The organism is Shewanella canadensis, from assembly GCF_003966225.1.
Classification (GTDB): domain Bacteria; phylum Pseudomonadota; class Gammaproteobacteria; order Enterobacterales; family Shewanellaceae; genus Shewanella; species Shewanella canadensis.
On record NZ_RXNU01000022.1, the window covers coordinates 1 to 20,702 of the forward strand.

Annotated in this window: 19 protein-coding genes and 4 tRNA genes; 6 read left to right on the forward strand and 17 right to left on the reverse strand. The window is 43.6% G+C overall.

Translation table 11 applies throughout. The features are described 5' to 3' along the window. Positions 1-48: 48 nt before the first annotated feature. From EKG38_RS23260 to EKG38_RS23315, 13 genes are all read right to left on the reverse strand, one after another. Positions 49-124, reverse strand: a tRNA-Lys gene (locus tag EKG38_RS23260). Positions 125-240: 116 nt separating this feature from the next. Further along, positions 241-330, reverse strand: a tRNA-OTHER gene (locus tag EKG38_RS25035). Positions 331-374: 44 nt separating this feature from the next. Further along, positions 375-450: transfer RNA gene (locus EKG38_RS23265), tRNA-Lys, on the reverse strand. A gap of 70 nt (positions 451-520) precedes the next feature. Further along, positions 521-596: transfer RNA gene (locus EKG38_RS23270), tRNA-Lys, on the reverse strand. Between the two features lie 182 nt (positions 597-778). Further along, on the reverse strand, positions 779-1,507 hold the full coding sequence (gene ybgF, locus EKG38_RS23275) for a tol-pal system protein YbgF (RefSeq protein WP_126523286.1): 729 nt from the start codon (positions 1,505-1,507) through the stop codon (positions 779-781). A 19-nt stretch (positions 1,508-1,526) separates the two neighbouring features. Further along, the gene (pal, locus tag EKG38_RS23280) at positions 1,527-2,066 is read right to left on the reverse strand and encodes a peptidoglycan-associated lipoprotein Pal (RefSeq protein ID WP_012142205.1); all 540 of its coding nucleotides are present in this window, start codon (positions 2,064-2,066) and stop codon (positions 1,527-1,529) included. A gap of 33 nt (positions 2,067-2,099) precedes the next feature. Then, a complete protein-coding gene (gene tolB / locus EKG38_RS23285; protein ID WP_126523287.1) occupies positions 2,100-3,428 on the reverse strand; it encodes a Tol-Pal system beta propeller repeat protein TolB in 1,329 nt (442 codons plus the stop codon). 10 nt (positions 3,429-3,438) lie between these two features. Beyond that, positions 3,439-4,398, reverse strand: a complete 960-nt coding sequence (gene tolA, locus EKG38_RS23290; protein WP_126523288.1) for a cell envelope integrity protein TolA — start codon at positions 4,396-4,398, stop codon at positions 3,439-3,441. Positions 4,399-4,400: 2 nt separating this feature from the next. Next, complete coding sequence (tolR, locus tag EKG38_RS23295) at positions 4,401-4,835, reverse strand: protein TolR (RefSeq protein ID WP_126523289.1); 435 nt, start codon at positions 4,833-4,835, stop codon at positions 4,401-4,403. Further along, positions 4,835-5,524 carry a protein TolQ gene (tolQ, locus tag EKG38_RS23300; RefSeq protein ID WP_126523290.1) on the reverse strand — a complete coding sequence of 230 codons (690 nt, stop codon included), beginning with the start codon at positions 5,522-5,524 and terminating at the stop codon, positions 4,835-4,837. The genes tolR and tolQ overlap by 1 nt, the downstream gene beginning before the upstream one ends. Further along, on the reverse strand, positions 5,514-5,912 hold the full coding sequence (ybgC, locus tag EKG38_RS23305) for a tol-pal system-associated acyl-CoA thioesterase (RefSeq protein ID WP_126523291.1): 399 nt from the start codon (positions 5,910-5,912) through the stop codon (positions 5,514-5,516). The genes tolQ and ybgC overlap by 11 nt, the downstream gene beginning before the upstream one ends. 165 nt (positions 5,913-6,077) lie before the next feature. Further along, a complete protein-coding gene (locus EKG38_RS23310; protein ID WP_126523325.1) occupies positions 6,078-8,231 on the reverse strand; it encodes a prolyl oligopeptidase family serine peptidase in 2,154 nt (717 codons plus the stop codon). 642 nt (positions 8,232-8,873) lie between these two features. Continuing rightward, a complete protein-coding gene (locus tag EKG38_RS23315) occupies positions 8,874-9,743 on the reverse strand; it encodes a flagellar protein MotY (protein ID WP_126523292.1) in 870 nt (289 codons plus the stop codon). 141 nt (positions 9,744-9,884) lie between these two features. On the opposite strand from EKG38_RS23315, the gene rnt reads away from it, so the two are divergent. Further along, a complete protein-coding gene (rnt, locus tag EKG38_RS23320; RefSeq protein WP_126523293.1) occupies positions 9,885-10,556 on the forward strand; it encodes a ribonuclease T in 672 nt (223 codons plus the stop codon). A gap of 88 nt (positions 10,557-10,644) precedes the next feature. Here rnt and EKG38_RS23325 read toward each other — a convergent pair whose 3' ends face one another. Further along, the gene (locus EKG38_RS23325) at positions 10,645-11,166 is read right to left on the reverse strand and encodes an aminoacyl-tRNA deacylase (protein ID WP_126523294.1); all 522 of its coding nucleotides are present in this window, start codon (positions 11,164-11,166) and stop codon (positions 10,645-10,647) included. A 215-nt stretch (positions 11,167-11,381) separates the two neighbouring features. After that, positions 11,382-11,987: a peroxiredoxin C gene (locus EKG38_RS23330; protein WP_126523295.1), complete on the reverse strand. Its 606-nt coding sequence runs from the start codon at positions 11,985-11,987 to the stop codon at positions 11,382-11,384. A gap of 310 nt (positions 11,988-12,297) precedes the next feature. Here EKG38_RS23330 and EKG38_RS23335 point away from each other — a divergent pair, with 310 nt between their 5' ends. After that, positions 12,298-13,617 (forward strand): Na+/H+ antiporter family protein, encoded by a 1,320-nt coding sequence (locus tag EKG38_RS23335; RefSeq protein WP_126523296.1) that lies wholly within the window; start codon positions 12,298-12,300, stop codon positions 13,615-13,617. A 237-nt stretch (positions 13,618-13,854) separates the two neighbouring features. Here EKG38_RS23335 and upp read toward each other — a convergent pair whose 3' ends face one another. Beyond that, a complete protein-coding gene (gene upp / locus EKG38_RS23340) occupies positions 13,855-14,481 on the reverse strand; it encodes a uracil phosphoribosyltransferase (protein ID WP_126523297.1) in 627 nt (208 codons plus the stop codon). 222 nt (positions 14,482-14,703) lie between these two features. On the opposite strand from upp, the gene purM reads away from it, so the two are divergent. From purM to EKG38_RS23360, 4 genes are all read left to right on the forward strand, one after another. Then, the gene (gene purM, locus EKG38_RS23345; RefSeq protein ID WP_126523298.1) at positions 14,704-15,741 is read left to right on the forward strand and encodes a phosphoribosylformylglycinamidine cyclo-ligase; all 1,038 of its coding nucleotides are present in this window, start codon (positions 14,704-14,706) and stop codon (positions 15,739-15,741) included. Then, positions 15,741-16,385, forward strand: coding sequence for a phosphoribosylglycinamide formyltransferase (gene purN, locus EKG38_RS23350; RefSeq protein WP_126523299.1), 645 nt, complete (start codon positions 15,741-15,743; stop codon positions 16,383-16,385). Before purM ends, purN begins: the two co-directional genes overlap by 1 nt. Positions 16,386-16,656: 271 nt before the next feature. Next, on the forward strand, positions 16,657-17,061 hold the full coding sequence (locus EKG38_RS23355; RefSeq protein ID WP_126523300.1) for a hypothetical protein: 405 nt from the start codon (positions 16,657-16,659) through the stop codon (positions 17,059-17,061). A 257-nt stretch (positions 17,062-17,318) separates the two neighbouring features. Continuing rightward, positions 17,319-18,701, forward strand: a complete 1,383-nt coding sequence (locus tag EKG38_RS23360) for a serine hydrolase domain-containing protein (RefSeq protein ID WP_126523301.1) — start codon at positions 17,319-17,321, stop codon at positions 18,699-18,701. A 238-nt stretch (positions 18,702-18,939) separates the two neighbouring features. Here EKG38_RS23360 and EKG38_RS23365 read toward each other — a convergent pair whose 3' ends face one another. Next, a complete protein-coding gene (locus tag EKG38_RS23365) occupies positions 18,940-20,502 on the reverse strand; it encodes a hypothetical protein (RefSeq protein ID WP_126523302.1) in 1,563 nt (520 codons plus the stop codon). Positions 20,503-20,702 lie beyond the last annotated feature (200 nt).

Here is a 20,702-nt window from a genome sequence, read left to right on the forward strand (position 1 = left end):
ACATTTCTGAATTCATCTACTATAAAAGTAGAACCACCTCAGAAAAAGTGGTGGGCCGTGAAGGATTCGAACCTTCGACCAATTGGTTAAAAGCCAACTGCTCTACCAACTGAGCTAACGGCCCTTCCGGTAAATCATCCTGAATTTGCTCATTCACTTTAATGAATGAGTCCACTTTCAGAAGAGTGGTTTTGAATTTAATAACGAAAGCATGACTTAAGCTATTCACTTTCAAAGAAGTGGTGGGCCGTGAAGGATTCGAACCTTCGACCAATGTGGTAGTTAAGAGTAAAGCCAACTGCGCTCTTATTACAAAGCATCAACTGAGCTATTATCTTTCCAACCTTTCTTTATATTTAGCCACCTAAAGGAAGTGGTGGGCCGTGAAGGATTCGAACCTTCGACCAATTGGTTAAAAGCCAACTGCTCTACCAACTGAGCTAACGGCCCTTACTTGGTATTGCGCTTTGAATTTAACGACTTATGACTCAAACCTGAGTATCGTACACTTTCAAAGAAGTGGTGGGTCGTGAAGGATTCGAACCTTCGACCAATTGGTTAAAAGCCAACTGCTCTACCAACTGAGCTAACGACCCATCGAGTTCCGAAGAACTGAATCTACAGTTAAAACTTCTTAATCCGTAGACCCTCAAGCGACTCTGCCGCTCTAAGGGCGCCTATAATACCTTTTTCATCTTCTCTTGCAAGTGCAAATTTTGCATTTTTTGTTGTTTGCATGAAAAACAGACTAAGAGTATGTTTCTTGAATAAATTCAGATTAAAGAGCAGCCAACTGTTGCTTCGCAATACGTGCCGCGGCACTATTTGCGTACTCTTTGACGACTTTCTGGTAATAAACTTTAGCCGAAGAGATATTTCCTGTCTTCTCAGCGATCATTCCTAGCTTAACCAAGCTGTCTCCGCGCTTATTAGACTCAGCAAATTGATTAACTACAGTTTCAAACGCTTTCTTAGCCGTGACAAACTCCCCTTTGTTATATAAAAGCTGCCCTAACCAGTAATTCGCGTTAGCCGCATACGTTGAATTTGGGTAGTTTTTGATGAAACCACTAAAAGCCGGAATGGCTTCATCATACTTTCTTTGCTTAAGCACCAAGTTAACAGCATGCTCATAGCTTGCTGTTTCACCTAACGTTGATGAAGCAGAAGAGTTGACCCCAGGAGGTAAAGTGGCTGCCGGGAGCTGCGCAGGCTTAGCTGATAGATTGGCAATGTCATCATAGAGCTGACGTTGACGCTGCAACATCTGTTCAATTTGATAGCTTTGTTGCTCATTCAGACCACGTAGGTCAAGCACCTCTTGCTGCAACACATCCAAGCGCTGCTGCGTCTGAAACTCTGATTGCTGCTTCGCCTTTAAGATCCTTTCTAAACGCGCAATTCTTTCATCGTTTGAACCGCCGGTTACATCAGCAACCGGAGCGGGTGCAGCAATTGCCACACCTATACTGAGAAGAATTGCCGTAGTTAATACGGCACTTTTCATAAAAACCTTAACAACTAAATTAATAAACTAAGACAGCTCTACGGTTTATAGCAAAACCATCGTCTGTACGAGACATATCGAGTGGCTTTTCTTCACCGTAACTCACGATACTCATCTGACTTGGCAGTACGCCCATACCTTGAAGGTACTTTGCCACAGCTTTAGCACGTCTTTCGCCAAGCGCGATATTGTACTCTGGAGTACCACGCTCGTCGGCATGTCCCTCAATCATTAAGCGGACATTTGGATGTTCAACCAGGTAGTTACCATGAGCCTGTAATACTTCAGCAAATTGCATAGAAACAGAACTACGATCGAAATCGAAATAGATGACATGTTCTTTACGCAACTCTTGGTACTTCAAACGTTGCTGTTCTTCTGGCGTTAGTATTGGCGCAACACCACCGGTTTCTACACCACTACCCGTTGATAGTTCGCTTCCAGAACCTGAAGTTGAACTTGTCGCATCGGTTTCAGACTCAGAAGTTGAACTACAAGCGCTGATGGCCATGATAGGAAGAGCAACCAGCATCGCTTTAAACAGCTTATTGAGATCCATTTTTAATCCTTATTATTCTTTATCGTTAATATATTAGAGAAAAGGTGACCAAGAAGGTGATTTAACTTCCCCTTGACCCGTTGGCAGTCGGGCTTTAAATCGTCCATCCGTTGAAACCGCTGCTAAAACTTGCTTACCTTGATAGGTTGTTCCGTAAATCACCATCGTTCCATTTGGTGCTACACTAGGTGATTCATCGAGACGTGTCGATGTCAGTACCTGCATAAAGCGTGTTTCCAGATCCATTCTGGCAATATTATATTTACCATTTGTTCTGTTCACAAAGATCATGCTTCGACCATCGGGTAAAATTGAACCGCCTAAGTTCCACTCCCCTTCAAATGTCATTCTTTGTACCTTACCTGAGGCCAGTGTCACTTTGTAAATTTGAGGGCGACCGCCGCGCTCCGAGGTGAAGATCAAAGATTTGCCATCAGGAAACCAAGACGCTTCTGTATCGATAGCATAATGATTTGTGACACGCTTAAGTGCTTTAGTACTGATATCGATGATATAGATCTCTGGCTGGCCATCTTTAGACAGAGTCAAAGCTAGTTTTTTTCCATCAGGAGAAAAAACGGGAGCGCCATTAATTCCGTCAAAGCTGGTAATTTTACTTCGAGATTGCGTATAAATATCTTGTACAAAAATTTCCGCTTTTTTGTTTTCGAAACTCACATAAGCAAGCTTCCGTCCATCGGGTGACCATGAAGGAGACATCAAGGGCTCCGGAGAACGTAACAGCATCTGTTCATTATGCCCGTCGTAATCTGAAATCATCAACTGGTACGGTGACTTCTCACCATGCTTAACGACAACATAAGCGATACGAGTTAAAAAGGCACCACGGATACCCGTTAGTTTTTCGTAGATAATATCACTAATACGGTGACCATATTGTCTGAACTGAGCAGATGAAATAACGGTTTCACGACTATCAATCAAGAATTCCTGTTTTGCCTGAGGCCCCGTTCCTGATTGCATTTGAGCTTTGACAAGATCGACCAGGTCGAAGCTCACCAAATATTTATCTTCGCCATAAGGCTTAATCGCCCCCATGACCACAGCTTCGGCGCCAACGCTTGCCCAATCTTTAGCTTGAAACTGAGAAATAGCGCTGATGTTTCGTTGCGGTAAACTCAGCTCATCCAAGGTTTTAAAGGTACCACTTCGAGTCAGATCAGACATAACAACATCAGAGATCTGCTGCGGTGCGGGTCCCTGCCCTTGCCAGACAAAAGGAACCACTGCGATAGGCCTTGCCGCATCGATACCTTCGGTGATCACGATATCCAGTGCAGCTCTTACAGGTGAGCTTAATATAACCAGCCCTAAGACGAGCCATTTTCCCAAAGTCTTCATATCACGCCTTTTAGTTAAATTCAGGTTGAACAGTTAAATTAATCTCTTTTAATTTGTTATAAACATCTGGCTCACTCGACACAGGCAAGCGCCCGGCTTTGTTTATCGCCGTTTTAGTCGCTCTGCATACAACTGGGTCGCCCGACAATATTTTATTGGCGGTGACAAATCCATCATTAGCTAAACGAATGAAAATAAGACAGCTCTTACCTCGCATCGACTCATCAACTACAAGGTTTCGCTGAATCGTCGCTCTGATCATGCTGGTATAACGCTGAACTTCACTCATCACTTGCCTATTCCGCGTCTGAGACAGTGCAGCCTGCTCCGCGGCTAAGGCATCTTGCATCATCTGCTCTTGCTGTTGACGAGCTAGCTCCTCAGCTTTGCGCTTACGCTCGGCATCAGCCTTACGTTTACGTTCAGCCTCCTCTTTACGCTTACGCTCATCGGATGCTTTTTTCGCCGCTGCCTCTTCCTGCTTACGCTTATCAGCGGCTTTTTTTGCTGCCACTTCAGAGGCTTGACGTTCTTTCTCTTTCTGTTTTCGGTCAGCTTCAGCTTTTTGTGCTTTATCCTTGGCTTGCTTCTCTTTTAATTGAGCTGCCTTTGCAGCCGCTGCTGCATTTTTCGTTTCTATCTCTTTTTGCTTACGCTGTTTCTCAAGCTTTTTAATTTGAGCCTGTTCACGCTCTCGCGCCTGACGAGCTTTCTTAGCCTTAAGCTCTAGTTCGTCTTGTCTGGCTTTCTCTTTACGGGCCACTTCCCTTTTTTCGGCTTTAAGTCTCTCGACATGCTGAGCCACTTTTTTCTGATCCACTATAACGGCTTGTACCGCAGGCGCACTCGCCTGAGGCTGAGGTTTTGGTGGTTCAGAAAAATCGACACCCAATGCGAGAATAACTAACACGCCAATATGAATGCCAGCTGAAATCACCAGAGGTAACGTAAAATTTGCTTTATCTGTCACGACTACTCCTCAGGTGAATCTGTCATCAATCCGACCGAAGGCACACCTGCACCTTGTAGCGTCACCATGAGTTGAATGACCTTCTCATAAGCGATGGTTCTATCGGCTTTGACCACAACCGGGCGCTCCGGCTCTAGTTGAATAATGGCCCCAACTCTGATTGCGATCTCTTCTAAATCGAGTGTTTGTCGATCACTTGAGCTCCCTACATCCAGGAAATAATCCCCATCAGCATCGATTGAAGCCACTACAGGCGGTTTACTGTCTGCGGGTAAAGCCTCTGAAGAGGCTTTAGGAAGATCGACTTTAACCCCCTGAGTCACGATGGGAGCTGTCACCATAAAAATAATCAACAAGACCAGCATCACGTCGATGTATGGCACCACATTAATCTCAGCCACCGGACGTCGGCGCTTTCGCTGATAGCCCTGCTGCATTAGCCTTCATCCTTTTCGCTGTACGCTTGGCGGTGTAAAATACTTGAAAACTCCTCCATGAAGTTTGCGTAAGACATCTCAATACTATCGACCTGAGTGGTAAAGCGGTTATAAGCAATAACGGCAGGAATGGCGGCAAATAAACCCATCGCCGTTGCAATCAATGCCTCAGCAATACCTGGTGCGACCATGGCAAGCGTCGCATTTTCGACTGCTCCGAGCGCAATAAAGGAGTTCATGATCCCCCATACAGTTCCAAACAAACCGATATATGGACTCGTTGAACCTATGGTCGCTAGCAAAGGAAGGTGAGTTTCAAGCTTTTCCATCTCTCTTGACAGAGATACCCTCATCGCTCGATAACTACCATCCATCACCGCCGCAGGAACCTTGCCACTTAACTTATTTAATCTGGCATATTCCTTAAATCCGGTATGAAACAGGGCTTCCAGCCCTTCATTACCATCTTGTCGAGCGGAAATCTCTTTATAAAGCTTGTTAAGATCCACTCCGGACCAAAATTTATCTTCAAATTTAATGGAGCTTTGCTTCGCCGCGGTTAACAGGCGGCGGCGCTGAATAATCACAGCCCATGAGATCACTGACAAACTCAGTAAGGTTAACATCACAAACTTGACCAACAAACTGGCTTGTAAAAATAATCCAATAAACGAAATATCAGCTTCCACCGGTAAACTCCTGAGCAATATTTTGGGGAATGGCACGAGGTCTCATAAGAGATAAAGTGATACAAGCAACTAAGATGTTACCTTCACAATATAAAACGCCTTGCTTATCGACTAATCGTTGATTAAACATCAACGACGCTTTCTTCATCTTTGTGACAACAGTTTCTACAATAAGGTCCTGTTCGAACTTCGCAGGTTTACAAAAATCCAATTCGGCCTTCTTGACAACAAACGCAATATCTTCCGCTAACAGAGCGGTCTGTTTCACTCCCATATCTTTCAACCATTCGGTTCTGGCTCGTTCAAAAAAATTAAGATAATTTGAGTGATAAACAACACCACCAGCATCGGTATCTTCGTAATAGACTGAAATAGGCCAGCGAAACATGAGTATAAATGCCAATCAATGATTTAAAACAGAGGGCTACTATACCTAGCCCAAATGAAATTGTGAATGCTTCTCATCAGGCTGGGATCACTATCTTCGTAAATTTTTGTTCATAAAAAAGAGGAGCCATTGCTCCTCTTTTTAACTCATTTCACTTTTTAGTGATTATTGGATAATTTTTGCCGGTATTTTCAGACCAAAGCTATCAAAAAGAAAACTATAAATATCGGCAAATTCATCAATCTTCATGGCTGTTGGTTTACCCGCACCGTGTCCGGCTTTCGACTCTATGCGCATGATGATTGGGGCATCGCCTTTTTGCTTGGCTTGTACCATAGCGCCAAACTTAAAGCTGTGAAGAGGTACAACCCTGTCATCATGGTCCGCAGTCATTACCATAGTCGCAGGGTAGGCTCTCTCGCTAACATTATGGTAAGGAGAATACGCCATAAGGGCTGGAAATTGCTCAGCCACATCCGCACTACCATATTCACTGGTCCAAGCCCAACCTATGGTGAACTTATGGAAACGTAACATATCAAGTACGCCAACTGCCGGAAGGACTGCTGCAAACAGTTCCGGACGCTGCGTTAGCGTCGCTCCCATCAACAAGCCACCGTTGCTACGGCCATAAGCTCCTAACTTACTCTTGTTCGTGTAATTTTGATCGACTAAGTACTCAGCTGCAGCATAATAGTCATCAAACACATTCTGTTTCTTATCCAGCATTCCAGCTTGATGCCAGCTCTCTCCATATTCGGCGCCGCCTCTTAAATTCGGCACCGCATACACACCACCAAGATCCATCCATGCTATATTAGCAGGGCTAAATCTAGGTGTTAATGAGATAGCAAAGCCACCATAGGCATAAAGTAAAGTAGGATTGTCTCCGGTTTTCTTCAACCCCTTCTTATACGAGATCATCATAGGCACGCGAGTACCATCTTTACTGTCATAAAAAACCTGCTCCGAAATATAATCATCGGGGTTAAATGACACTTTAGGCTCGGTAAATAAGGTTGAGCTTCCCGTCTTAAAGTCAAAACGGTAAGTCGTTTTGGGTTGAACATAACTATTAAAGACATAATAGAAATAGTCTTTGCTACGCTTCCCATAGGGACCGGCAACTTTACCTTTTCCGGGAAGAGTCACATCTTGTCTCTTATCACCGCTCAAACTGAAGATAGAGAGCTTGCCGAGTACGTCGTGCAGATAACTAACAACCAAGTGATCGTTAATAATTGCAATATTGCTTATGGGATCGGTAGACTCAGGAATTATCGTGTGCCAATTAGCCTTATCACTCTTATTCACGTCTATCGCAATGACTTTACCGTTCGGCGCATCGAGATCTGTCTTGAAGTAAAACGTCGATCTGTCATTTCCCAGGAAGCTGTATTCAGCTTCAAGGTCGATGATCAGCTCAACGACATCAGCGTCCTTCTCCAGACTCTTATAGAAAAAGCGGTTACGGCTATCCGTTCCCTGAGAGATGGATAGCAACAAGTAGTCACCCGCTTCAGACACTTCGATTCCAAAGCCCCAATCTTTATTTTGTGGGCGCTCATAGACCAGCTTATCCTGACTCTGATCGGTACCGATTTTATGAAAGTACACTTTTTGATTGAAATTCACATCGGCAAGTAAGTTACCGCCGGCTGGAGCATCGTATCGTGCGTAATAAACGCCACCGTTATCCTTACTCCACTCGGCACCCGAGAACTTAATCCACTTAAGCTCATCATTTAACTTAGCACCGCTGGCAATATCGACAAATTGCCATTGCTGCCAATCTGAACCTGAATTTGAAACACCATAAGCTAAGGTATTACCATCACCGCTGACAGACACCCCAGATAAGGCAACCGTACCGTCAGTAGAAAGCGTATTCGGATCGAGAAGTACTTTCTCTTTGCCATCCGCTCCCTTTACAAACAGAACAGATTGAGCCTGCAGACCATCATTTCGGTAGTAAAAAGTATTATCACCGTGCTCGAAAGGCGCAGACACTTTTTCATAATTCCAAAGCTCGGTAATACGGTCGACAATGGCTTGTTTGTTTTCAATTCTTGCCAGATAGGCATGCCCGTCAGCCTGTTGCGCTTTTACCCAGCTTGTCGTTTCCTCAGACTCTACTTCGAGGTAACGATACGGATCCGCAACCTGTACACCGTGTATTGTCTCTATCGTGCTTGCCGGCGAGGGAATTTGAGGAGCTGAAACTTGCTTCTCAGTCGTTGTAGCCTGACAACCCATTAACGCGATGCCGACCCCAGCCATTAAAAGGTGCTGTTTTTTAAGTATTGATTTAAATACCATCATTGCCATCCTGATGCAGATATTATTTGAATTTTAGATATTGTTATTATTGGAGGGAAAACCTCAATTAACGAAGTACTATACAAGCAAAAAAAATGATGGCAATGAAAGAAAATTTTTAAGGAAACCCTAGTTACTAAACCCGGATTAATAAATCTGTAACATAGATTATTTATTTGAACCGTCAAATTATGCATAAATTTTGCTTAAACACCCGCAAACCAGCTGTACAATTGAATTTACCGACCTGGATCACACTTGCCTACATAAGAAAAACTAATGCTAGAATGCAATTTTTCTAGTTTGTTACTTTAGAGGACGAACCCTATAATTCACCTCGTTTTCTGGAAGTGTCTGCTTGGCAGATTTGAAAACAAGAACTCTTAATTCCCGTGTTTACACGTGAATTTTATCCCTGGTTCTTATGCTTGACTTCCTTCCTTCAATTTGTTGATTGCAATGCACATTTTGCAGCCCATTTAATTTATTAAGTGGGCTTTTTTTTATCCAAAATTCTTGCTTTGCTTTCCAAACTTTTAAACCTAAGCATACGTGTATAAAAAAGCCCAACACTAAGGTTGGGCATAGTCTGTTGCTTCTCTGTTTAGATATGAATATCTAAGGAGTTCTCGCAAAGCGAATCTACAGAGGTTTACTAATTCTAATAACGACTCGCCTGTTTCTGGAGCGTTCATCGATTGTATCGTTTGATGCCACATGATGGCGTTCACCATGACCGACGGTATGAATTCTCTCTTGTGTGATCCCCGCCGACAGGAAGAAGTTCTTTACAGAATCCGCTCTCTCCTCGGATACTTTTTGGTTAATTGAGCGGCCACCGTAACTATCGGTGTAAGCATCGATCAATACCAATTCAACCTCAGGATCGTAGGCTAGGTACTCTTGAATTTTAGCAATCTGCGCCTTGGCGTAGCGAGTCAACTCCGCACCACCAAACTCATAGGTCAAAACGGTAAACGCAATATCATCAAAACTGTACGGCAACAAACCCGCTAAGCAAGATTTAAATTCACCATATTTTCGGTTGAAGTTCACGGCCGATAACCCAACCGCAATTTTATTTGCTCGGTTATACCAGTCTGCATAATAGAAGGTGGGCTGCATCCCTCTCTCCAACTCGGCTAACATAGACCAGGCCGCATTTCTTGGTACTTCCCCACTAAAATACTTCTGATAACTGAGCTCGGTTATCTCTTTAGAGAGAATTCCGGGGCGCCACGCGGGAGCCAAGCTCATTAACTTAGCCTGAGTCACTTGATCTGGTTTAACCCACATATCTAAACTGAAATTCAGATTATGGTTTTTGCCTGCTGTGCTTGTAAATACCGCTTTGCCATAGGAGGGAATATCATGCTCAAGACGGCATATAATTGGGGTATTGTCGCTGAGCTTCCATTGGGATTGATCGAGAGAGGCAACATAATGACGCAACTCTGCATTAGCAAAAAAAGGCATACACAGTGTCAACGCCAACAATACTCTAAGCCACATACACAGCACTCTTATTAATTCTATTACTTAAAGCTATCGGCACATTTATCTATACCTTTAGCTCATAATATGAACATTCGAACATGACAGCAATACCCAGTTGCAGCATAATAGCGGCCTGCTAACTATTTGGACATTTTAATGAGCGAAATTTGCGACGCCAATAAATTAAATCACCGTTTTCGAGGCTATTTTCCCGTTGTCATCGATGTTGAGACAGCCGGGTTCAATGCCCAAACAGATGCGTTGCTTGAAATCGCCGTCACCATGCTAAAAATGGATGATGAAGGTGTACTCGGTTTAGACAAGACTCTGCACTACCATATCGAACCTTTTGAGGGGGCAAACCTTGAACCCGAAGCACTCGCTTTTACCGGTATCGATCCAACTAACCCGCTTCGTGGTGCTGTCAGCGAAAAAGAAGCATTCTTAGAGATCTTTAAAGAAGTTAAGAAAGCACAAAAAGCCGCTGGCTGTCACCGCAGTATAATCGTAGCGCATAATGCGGCATTCGATCATGGCTTTGTTTCAAAAGCTGTCGAACGTAACGGACTGAAAAGAACACCTTTCCATCCTTTTGCCACCTTCGATACTGCCACTCTGGCGGGATTAGCCATCGGGCATACGGTCCTTGCAAAAGCCTGTTCAATTGCCGGCATTCCCTTCGATAATAATGAAGCCCATTCGGCCTTGTATGATACCGAACGCACCGCAGAACTTTTTTGCTTAATCGTTAACCGTTGGAAGGCATTAGGCGGTTGGCCATTAGCCACGCCCGATGAGTCGACACTCGAAACTGAAAATGAAGCGTAACGAACTTACTGTAATAGCATATTAGTGCCATACACGAATGATGCGCACAAAAAAAGCCAGTGAATCCACTGGCTTTTTACTATCCAACTCATATCCACCTATCTCGACTCGACCTTTCCCACAAGCGTGGTGCCCCCATATTAGCCCCCTGAATATTCCCATGAGGCGCTTTAGCGACGAGTTTTGCATATTCCGAAGCATTCAGTTTTAGCAAATTCTCATGATCGCCAGACTCAATATAGACAGGTTCAGCGGTTAACAAGCTGTCATCTACCAGCATTGGCATTTGATAAGCACGCCCAATCGCCGGTATCGCGCCTTTAACACAATCAGGAAACAGATCCTTCAGCTTGCGCTCACTGACTAAGTGATAATTTTTACCCATAAGGTTGTCAACCTCGGCTAGTGACACCCGCTTATTAGCAGGCAATGAAGCCATCAAGTACTCTCCATCATCATCTTGTAACACCACAGCTTTACTCACCCTAGCTGCGGGTAGATGGGCAGAACGAGACGAATCGAGTGATGTTTGGGTGCGACGATGCTCCACATGTTCGAAATGTACATGCTCTTTATCGAGGTACTCATTAAGTGTGATTGCAATGGCCATAAAAACCTCCTTCGCTATAGAAAGAATAAGCTCCACAGTGGATTTGATCAAGCTAAGCCGCCCAATATTAACCGGGGCTTTGGCATTTATATGGGTCAGGAATTAAACAAAAAAAGAGATAAAAAAAGCCAGTTGCTAAAAACAACTGGCTTAATAAAAACTGTCCGAAAAGGCTAAGACCTTCCCATAATTATTACTCGATAAATATCAAGAAATTATAGAGCGTCAGCATTGTCAGTCAGGTAAGATGCTACGCCTTCAGGGCTTGCGTCCATACCTTTATCACCCTTCTCCCAACCCGCTGGGCATACATCACCGTGCTCTTCATGGAATTGAAGTGCATCGATCATACGCAGCATCTCATCAACGTTACGACCTAATGGAAGATCGTTAACGACCTGGTGACGAACCTGGCCTTCTTTGTCGATAAGGAAAGAGCCACGGAAAGCAACACCCGCTTCAGGATGCTCAACATCATAGGCTTTACAGATCTCATGCTTAACGTCAGCAACCAGTGTGTACTGAACAGGACCGATCCCGCCTTCAGCAACTGGAGTGTTACGCCATGCATTATGAGTGAACTGAGAATCGATAGAGACACCAATCACTTCTACACCACGTTTCTTGAACTCTTCAATACGGTGATCGAATGCAATCAGTTCAGATGGACAAACGAAAGTGAAATCAAGTGGGTAGAAAAAAACTACCGTTGGCTTGCCTTTAATCGCTTCGCTAAGGTTAAAGCTATCTACGATTTCGCCATTACCAAGTACAGCTGCGGCAGTGAAGTCAGGTGCCGGACGGCCTACTAATACGCTCATTTTATATCTCCATCTATGGATTGAAAAAACGTTTTTCGTTTATATCTTATGGCATTATAGGCAGTGTTTAGACAGGCACAAGCTATTTGGGATCAATATCACCTTTTTTAAATGATTATTCATCTTGGCGTATAATAACTCGCCTTAATGACCTTACGCCTATTGATGTTATTCACAGTTCGCCTCACTATTTTCCACACAGACTTAACATAACCGAACTTTTGTCAGATAAATCCTCTCTATACTGGACAAGCCTGCCCGGGCAGGCAAAAATGGCGCTTAATCTAACGGTAATAAAGAATTTATTGATATGAACGCAGTTGTCATCGCTGTTTGCCTAATGCTGGGTCTTAGTTTAGCCAGGGTAAATGTCGTCATAGCACTCACCATAAGTGCGCTTGTTGCAGGTCTTGTTGGAGGCATGGATCTTCAACAAACCGTAGATGCATTCAACACAGGCTTAGGAGGCGGAGCGCAAATAGCATTAAGCTATGCCCTTCTCGGTGCCTTTGCCGTTGCACTATCTCACTCAGGACTCACGACACTGATCTCTAAAAAGGTCATTTCGACACTTGGGAAAAATCACAACTCGACCAATATGAATCGGGTACGTTGGACGCTATTATTGTCCATACTCGCAATGGCAGTTTCTTCGCAAAACCTGCTTCCTATTCATATCGCATTTATTCCTATCTTGATCCCGCCCCTACTTCATGTCATGTCAAAGCTACAACTTGACCGTAGATTGGTGGCCTGTGTACTCACCTTCGGCTTAGTGACCACCTATATGATCTTACCCGTCGGCTTTGGTGGTATCTTCCTGAATGATATTTTGTTGGCTAACCTTAACAGCAATAACCTTCATGCGGTGCGAGAGCAGATCCCGACAGCAATGTTGATCCCGGCACTTGGAATGATCACAGGTTTATTGATAGCGGTATTTATCACATACCGTAAGCCACGTGAGTATAAAGAGGAGTTAATTTTAGCCGCCGAGCCCGAAGAGGGGGTCAATAGCCGCAATATCGCCATTGCCGCCGTAGCGATAGTCTCTACACTCGCAGTACAACTGATCACCGGATCGATGATTTTTGGTGCCTTAATTGGTTTTATCATCTTTAGTTTCTCCGGTGCTCTTAAGCACGTCGCCGATCAGGATGTCTTCAATCAAGGCGTGAGAATGATGGCCAATATCGGCTTTATCATGATCTCTGCCGCGGGCTTTGCCGCTGTGGTAAAGGAAACCGGCGATGTGAGCAGTTTAGTCAGCTCTTTGAGTGACATTATTGGTGATAATAAAGCGCTCGCCGCGTTCCTCATGCTGTTGGTTGGTCTGCTTATCACCATGGGAATTGGTTCATCATTTTCGACGATTCCCATTATTGCCACCATCTATGTCCCGTTAGCCATGAGTTTCGGCTTCTCGGTAACGGCAACCATCGCATTAGTCGGCACTGCTGCAGCGCTGGGAGATGCGGGCTCACCGGCATCAGATTCGACCTTAGGGCCAACCGCCGGCTTAAATGCCGATGGACAGCACGACCACATCAGAGACAGTGTGATCCCAACATTCATCCACTACAACATTCCTCTGTTGGTATTTGGTTGGATTGCGGCTATGGTGCTTTAAGTTAAGGTTCTAGGTTCTAGGTTCTAGGTTCTAGGTTCTAGGTTCTAGGTTCTAGGTTCTAGGTTCTAGGTTCTAGGTTCTAGGTTCTAGGTTCTAGGTTCTAGGTTCTAGGTTCTAGGTTCTAGCAAAAATGAAAAATAAAAAAGGAGCCAATTGGCTCCTTTTTGTTTAACGAAACAGAATTTCAAAACCAGAGTACTAAAACCAAAGCATTAAAACAGAGTCTCGATAATATCTTTATTTAGTTCCGAAAATCTTATCGCCCGCATCACCAAGACCAGGAAGAATATATCCCTGCTCGTTCAAACAACGGTCGATAGAAGCGGTATAAAGCTCTACATCCGGGTGTGCTTTTCTAAGTGCTTCAACACCTTCCGGAGCAGCAACCAAGACGAGTGCCTTAATTTCTGTACAACCACGATCTTTTAGAAGATCGATAGTTGAAATCATAGAACCACCGGTTGCCAGCATAGGATCGACAACCAAAGCGATACGTGAAGGCATATCACTGGCAAGCTTCTCGAAATATGGCACAGGCTCGAGCGTTTCTTCATCACGGTACATACCAACCACTGAGATACGTGCACTTGGAATGTTTTCAAGAACACCATCCATCATGCCAAGACCTGCACGAAGAATGGGAACTACAGTGACTTTCTTGCCCTTTATTTGCTCAATCTCAACAGGACCGTTCCAACCTTCAATTGTCACAGTTTCTGTCGCAAAATCAGCTGTTGCTTCGTAGGTCAATAAACTTCCGACCTCAGCGGCTAACTCACGGAAACGTTTAGTGCTGATATCTCCCGCACGCATTAGTCCAATTTTATGACGCACTAAAGGATGCTTAACCTCAACAACTTTCATCTTCTTCTCCTGATTTTTGACGTGTATAACAAGCAAATTCATACGATTTTAGATGATTTGTTCAAAATGGAAAACATAAAGTTTCAAAAACACGATAAATCGTGACCAATGTCTGTTCTATATATGAAAAACTTCGCTTTCGAGGCCTGTCACAAACTGTTAGAATAGCGCCGCATAAAATCCAATAACTATACTGTACCTACTGTACCCGAGAGGATCTTCGTGAGCACTCCTACCCAGCTGAGCTATAAAGATGCAGGTGTTGATATCGACGCCGGTAATGCACTTGTTGATAATATTAAAACTGCAGTGAAACGTACCCACCGTCCAGAAGTTATGGGCAACCTAGGTGGATTTGGTGCTCTTTGTGAGTTACCAACTAAGTACAAACACCCGGTTCTTGTTTCTGGTACCGATGGTGTCGGCACTAAACTCAGATTAGCCATTGACCATAAGAAGCATGACACCGTAGGTATTGACCTTGTTGCTATGTGCTCTAACGATTTAATCGTGTCAGGTGCTGAGCCACTCTTCTTCCTCGACTACTATGCCACAGGCAAACTAGACGTTGAAGCGGCCACCGCTGTCGTGAAAGGCATTGCTGAGGGTTGTGTACAATCTGGCTGTGCATTAATCGGTGGTGAAACAGCTGAAATGCCAGGTATGTATGAAGGCGATGACTACGACTTAGCAGGCTTCTGTGTTGGCGTCGTCGAAAAAGCAGACATTATCGATGGCACGAAGGTTGTAGCTGGTGATTCACTCATCGCCTTAGCATCGAGCGGACCTCACTCAAATGGCTTCTCACTCATTCGTAAAGTACTCGAAGTAAGCGAAGCCGATCCTCAACTAAATCTTGAGGGTAAACCACTTATTGACCACCTGCTTGAACCCACAAAAATCTATGTTAAGTCGCTACTCAAGCTACTCGAACAAACAGATGTTCATGCAATGGCCCATATTACTGGCGGCGGATTCTGGGAAAATATCCCACGTGTGCTTCCAGAAGATTGTAAAGCCGTAGTAAAAGGCGACTCATGGCAGTGGCCTACCGTTTTCAATTGGTTAATGGAAAACGGTAACATTGCTGAATTTGAAATGTACCGCACATTCAACTGTGGCGTAGGTATGGTTGTTGCCTTACCTAGTGACAAAGTTGATGCTGCACTAACGCTGCTCAATGCCGAAGGTGAAAAAGCCTGGCTAATCGGTGACATTGCCAAGCGCAATGGTGATGAAGAGCAAGTGGAGATCCTGTAATGTCCAAAAGCTGTCGCGTATTAGTATTAATCTCTGGTAATGGTAGTAATCTACAAGCCATTATCGATGGGTGTGATGATAACCTTGAAGCCGATGTCGTTGGCGTTATCAGCAACAAATCTGATGCTTACGGTCTTATCCGCGCCCACCAAAATGAGATTGATACCAGTTGTGTGATTGCTCATAAAGACGAAACTCGTGTTGAGTATGGCGCTCGCTTAAAACTTGCCATATCGAAGTACCAGCCTGATCTGATTGTTTTGGCTGGTTTTATGCGCATCTTAAGTGACGAGTTTGTACAAAGCTATGAAGGGAAAATGATCAACATTCACCCTTCTCTCCTGCCTAAGTACCCCGGACTCAATACACATCAACGTGCCATCGATGCGAGTGATAAAGAACACGGTGCCAGCGTACACTTTGTGACGCCCGAACTCGATTCAGGTCCCGTGATCCTGCAGGCTAAAGTGCCCGTTTACGGCGAGGATACCACAGAGGTCTTGGCTGAGCGCGTGAACCAGCAAGAGCTTGCTATCTACCCTATGGTCGTTAAGTGGTTTAGCCAAGGACGACTAAAAATGGCTGATGGTGCCGCTTATCTCGACGACATTCGTCTCGATGAAGCAGGCTATGCGGCTGACTAACGCTTCAGTCCGGTTGCATTAAAATAGCTATCACGCTATAAAACAAAAAAGACCTGAGGATTAGATTCTCGGGTCTTTTTTTATCTCTGCTCTTTCTCTAAGTCCTTTCTATACGCCCTTTATTTAAGTTCTTCATCAAATTTTTTATTTAAGTTTTTCACCTAAGTTCACTAAGACCAATAGTGATGTCTGATTTTAATTCTCCCTCTATTCTGGCTTCATATTTAAGGCTTATACCAATCGGTATTAAATATGGAGCATTAGCAAAGATATGTTTTCAAAGTTTAAAGATGCGCTACCGGGCATGATGACGCTGAGGCTCATCAACAGCTTTAACGAGATCGCCAGTCATTCCAGCAGCCATAATTCGAATACGCATTGGCAAAGCCTGGTCGATCATGGCTACAACTTCTTAATCTTCCCCAGCACAAGCTCACGATACGAAATAAGCAGCAGATATATCGATACAGTGCTTAGTCCTAGGGCATTCGGCGCCTATGTCAGCCTTCTGGTACTCAATCACTGGGCGACCAAGATGTATGAGATGGAGGACAGGCGATTATCCCAATACTTCAGCTACCACTTTCATGACTCAAAACGTTACTTGGTCGACCACTGCCAAGAGCTTAAGATTGATGCCTTCGAAGCTAACCTTGTGATTCGTTTAATCGAATAAAGCCTATGGCATGCCACGAATAACTAAACACCTTAATGATGCTTAGTATCAATTGTTTTGGGATATTAGCTATATCGATAAGCAATACCGGTAAAGATACAGGTGGAGCAAGCTTCAAATCATTGTTGGGAGGAATAAAGTGAAAATATCCGGCATAACACAACTACTCGAGATGGGTTCATCATTCGCAGCCTGTTGAAGGTTATAGAGCAGGGCAATTAGCACAACTTTATAACCATCTATCAGGAATACAGACAATGAAAAAATCACTTATCGCTTTATCACTCGCGCTCACCACTGCCTTTACGGCTAATGCAACGGTTACTTACCATGAGCCCGATGCCCAGATGGAAACCAACCTTAATGCCTATGGTGCCGGGGTCGAGAATTGGGAAGAGGCAAGGCTCACTCAACTGACCATGGCCGACTCTCACCTTTATCATCGCTATGCATTAATCCACAACAACCCAGAGAAAGCGATGGAGTTAAAAGTCATCGGTGGATTGGATGTATCGAAAATAATGCTGGACAACGTGATCCCAGGCAAGCAAATCAGCCTCTATGATGTGATGCGAGACAGGGCTTCTATTCAAAACTATGTCGTAATGAACAAGAAAGGCGAAATCATAGCCGAAGATTACTGGAACGGTACAGACAAAAATACCAAAAACCACATCATGTCGGCGCATAAATCATTCACATCGATGGCGATATTCATCGCAGAGCGTGAAGGCTTCTTAAAGATGTCTGATCCTATCGGAAAGTTCGCTCCAGAGGTCAAAGGAACTCAGTGGGAAAATATCCCACTGCAGAACTTTGCCGATATGAGCGCCGGTGTGGTAGACCTGCCCGATTCTCGTCCCGATTACCATTGGGGTTCCTATGGAGCCGGTACTACTGGCTCTTGGGACAGCAACATGCCATCGGTGATGGGTTATAACGGACTGCATGTCGTTGATGGTCATTTAGTACCTAAAGCCGATAACCTCGGCCAATTGAATACATTCAGTGACTATCTGAAAATCTTCGCGACCACGACAGCACCTAAGTATGCACCCGGTGAGGTTTATGAGTACAAAGATGTGAATACTGAAATGCTTGGCCTGGCGATTGTACGTAGCTCCGGGCTAACACTTTCTGAATTCTTCGAAAAGTACTTGTGGTCTGAGGGTGGTTTCACCTCTGACATGACAATGTACGTTAACCAAGCAAATGAGTCTGCAGCATCCGGTTCAGCCAACATGACTGCTCGTGATTTCGCTATCGGCTCTTTACTCATGGCCAATGGAGGTAAAAATCATCTGGGCGAACAGGTTCTTCCTAAAGCATATGTTGACGCAGTGATTAATGGTGATGATAGTGTGAAAGCTGCTTGGTCAAAAGTCTCTTACGAATACAAGATCTTCCCGACAGCTTTCTATAAGAACCAGTGGCGTACGGCTACGCACCCGGTAACCGGTCGCACTATCTCCACCATGATTGGTGTGAATGGTCAGTACTCTGCGTTCGACCATGAAAATGGTAATGTCATCTCTATCTCGGGGGCTTATCGTCAGCCCTCGGGACAACAGATGGTGATGTTGTATATGTTCGATACCATGTTCACCATCTTCGATAAGTTAGCCGCTAACGCTAACTAGTTGGCAAATAGCTCACAAAAACAGATAACGCCCTACCTAAGGCCAAGCTCACTGAGCTTGGCCTTTCACCACTCAGGGTGGCAACTGCCGACTTCCTCAAGCATCAAACGGGCTTCGTTATCGGCGAGGGTGCCTCACCCATGAGCTCTATAAAGCCAGCTTTGCCATCACCGTGGTGTAGTCAAAGTTGAAATTAAAAAAAACACCTAAAAAAGTGGCTTTATGCTGAAATTCAATTCTACTGAGTCTGTTTCTTAACCTTAAGAATAGTATCGATGGCCTGTGTCATAATAGACATGTTCTTAGCATCTAACTTTGAAGTTGGCTGCTGGCTTTCAAACAGCTTCATAATGATCTCTACTTTAAGTTTCTTGCTTTGCTCAAGGCGCTGGGCTCTTGTTAGAGCAAAGTCATTAGCTAGTGAAACAGAAATTTGCTCTGCAAGTATCGATGCTTTAAGCATATTCATTCTGTCTTTATTTAGTGAAATAATATGGTTTACAGTGAAGAACAACAACGCCAGAAAACCAGTCAGTAGAACTGTAGTTGCTAAGATTAATGGTGAGCGGCTGAGTAACAGCTGCCAAATGTTCGTGTCTTGTGCAGTGTTGAATGAACCTATCAGTGAAGAAGCCCTATCGTAAACTTCCCAAAAAATGAAGCTAGTGAATCCAATCAGAGTAAGAGCTAACAGCATATAACAGCCCAGCTGAATACGGCTTTCTTTCATATGACCACTTAAATCACGAGTGTAAGTGTCGGCTTTAGCCGTACCTTTAGATATTTTTTCGTGCACACTCTCCAACTCCAAGTGCTTAGATTTTATCTGTTGTTCAATCGTGCTAATACTGTTATTTAACTCAACTTCCTTTAAATACAAATTCTTCTTTGTAAGTATGGCTTCATTATTTTTTTTGAGTAAAACACTTACTTCACCATTAAGTTCATGCAGTTTTAAAGAGCTTGAATCCAAAGACTTTCGCTCCCTTGAAATATCTTCCTTAACAGATTTTAAAATCCCTTTATCCTGTGAAATAAATACGTCTAACCGGCCTTTTTCTTCTTGTAATGTTGAAATCTGTGTCGACAATTGATCGACCTCAGATCTTTTAGATTTTATTCTTTCTCTCGTTAAATTAAAATAATTCTGAATGCCTCCTCTGATGCTAGAAGCTACAGAGAACATTTCAGCTTTAACCTCAAGCAAATTTTCCATCACTTTAGAAACATCTGAAGGAGTAGTGCTGACAACTTCAACCGACACGATGGAAATAGGTAAATTAAAATAAAATCCAATTATCTGACTATTCACTTCATATACAATTCGACTTTTCTTCCTCCCATCGATGATAGGCTCAGTGGTTTGTAATTTTTTTGACGGTTCTTGAATATAAAAACCAGTAAGGTCACTTTGATGACCACTTTGAACTACAACCTCAATGGTTTTTACATAGTGAGCTCTGGAAAATAGTAGAACATATGGATTATTAGTAGCGGTATATGCAGCTTCAAAAAAATTGCTATTATTAAGCACATTCTCTACGCGTTTGTTCTTCCTATCTTCTTTTCCATCACCGTTATAGCCAATTTCACTTAGAGGCTGACCGTTACAAAGAAGCAATGAATTGTTAACATTTAACTTTGATACGATATTACTTTCAACTTCAGACAAACTACTTTGTAATTTTTGAAACTGTAATAATGAATATTCATTTGCAGTTTCAATTTTTTTCAAATGATCCAAAAATTCATTATCTTCTAAATTTTTTGCTCTGTCTGACATTCTTCCTTCTACACCCATCACCCTTTTCCCTCTTCTTTTAAGCTGGTAAGGGTGAAAGCCTCTGCCAGCCTGTATTCTTCTTATGCTGTCATGTACTCAGGCACTACATAACACAAAAATATTTAATAAATTCAGAAGCATGTTACACCTATTGATAACCATTGTGAATACAGGCTTTAAGGCTTTTCGAACTGAGAACTTCACTTTATTGAGAGACA

What these genes read in the sequence shown, in the direction of transcription:
- ybgF (WP_126523286.1), bottom strand. Translation starts at nt 1,507, where the DNA reads ATGAAAAGTGCCGTATTAACTACGGCAATTCTTCTCAGTATAGGTGTG.
- pal (WP_012142205.1), bottom strand. Translation starts at nt 2,066, where the DNA reads ATGGATCTCAATAAGCTGTTTAAAGCGATGCTGGTTGCTCTTCCTATC.
- tolB (WP_126523287.1), bottom strand. Translation starts at nt 3,428, where the DNA reads ATGAAGACTTTGGGAAAATGGCTCGTCTTAGGGCTGGTTATATTAAGC.
- tolR (WP_126523289.1), bottom strand. Translation starts at nt 4,835, where the DNA reads ATGCAGCAGGGCTATCAGCGAAAGCGCCGACGTCCGGTGGCTGAGATT.
- ybgC (WP_126523291.1), bottom strand. Translation starts at nt 5,912, where the DNA reads ATGTTTCGCTGGCCTATTTCAGTCTATTACGAAGATACCGATGCTGGT.
- EKG38_RS23310 (WP_126523325.1), bottom strand. Translation starts at nt 8,231, where the DNA reads ATGGTATTTAAATCAATACTTAAAAAACAGCACCTTTTAATGGCTGGG.
- EKG38_RS23315 (WP_126523292.1), bottom strand. Translation starts at nt 9,743, where the DNA reads ATGTGGCTTAGAGTATTGTTGGCGTTGACACTGTGTATGCCTTTTTTT.
- rnt (WP_126523293.1), top strand. Translation starts at nt 9,885, where the DNA reads ATGAGCGAAATTTGCGACGCCAATAAATTAAATCACCGTTTTCGAGGC.
- EKG38_RS23325 (WP_126523294.1), bottom strand. Translation starts at nt 11,166, where the DNA reads ATGGCCATTGCAATCACACTTAATGAGTACCTCGATAAAGAGCATGTA.
- EKG38_RS23330 (WP_126523295.1), bottom strand. Translation starts at nt 11,987, where the DNA reads ATGAGCGTATTAGTAGGCCGTCCGGCACCTGACTTCACTGCCGCAGCT.
- EKG38_RS23335 (WP_126523296.1), top strand. Translation starts at nt 12,298, where the DNA reads ATGAACGCAGTTGTCATCGCTGTTTGCCTAATGCTGGGTCTTAGTTTA.
- upp (WP_126523297.1), bottom strand. Translation starts at nt 14,481, where the DNA reads ATGAAAGTTGTTGAGGTTAAGCATCCTTTAGTGCGTCATAAAATTGGA.
- purN (WP_126523299.1), top strand. Translation starts at nt 15,741, where the DNA reads ATGTCCAAAAGCTGTCGCGTATTAGTATTAATCTCTGGTAATGGTAGT.
- EKG38_RS23355 (WP_126523300.1), top strand. Translation starts at nt 16,657, where the DNA reads ATGTTTTCAAAGTTTAAAGATGCGCTACCGGGCATGATGACGCTGAGG.
- EKG38_RS23360 (WP_126523301.1), top strand. Translation starts at nt 17,319, where the DNA reads ATGAAAAAATCACTTATCGCTTTATCACTCGCGCTCACCACTGCCTTT.
- EKG38_RS23365 (WP_126523302.1), bottom strand. Translation starts at nt 20,502, where the DNA reads ATGGGTGTAGAAGGAAGAATGTCAGACAGAGCAAAAAATTTAGAAGAT.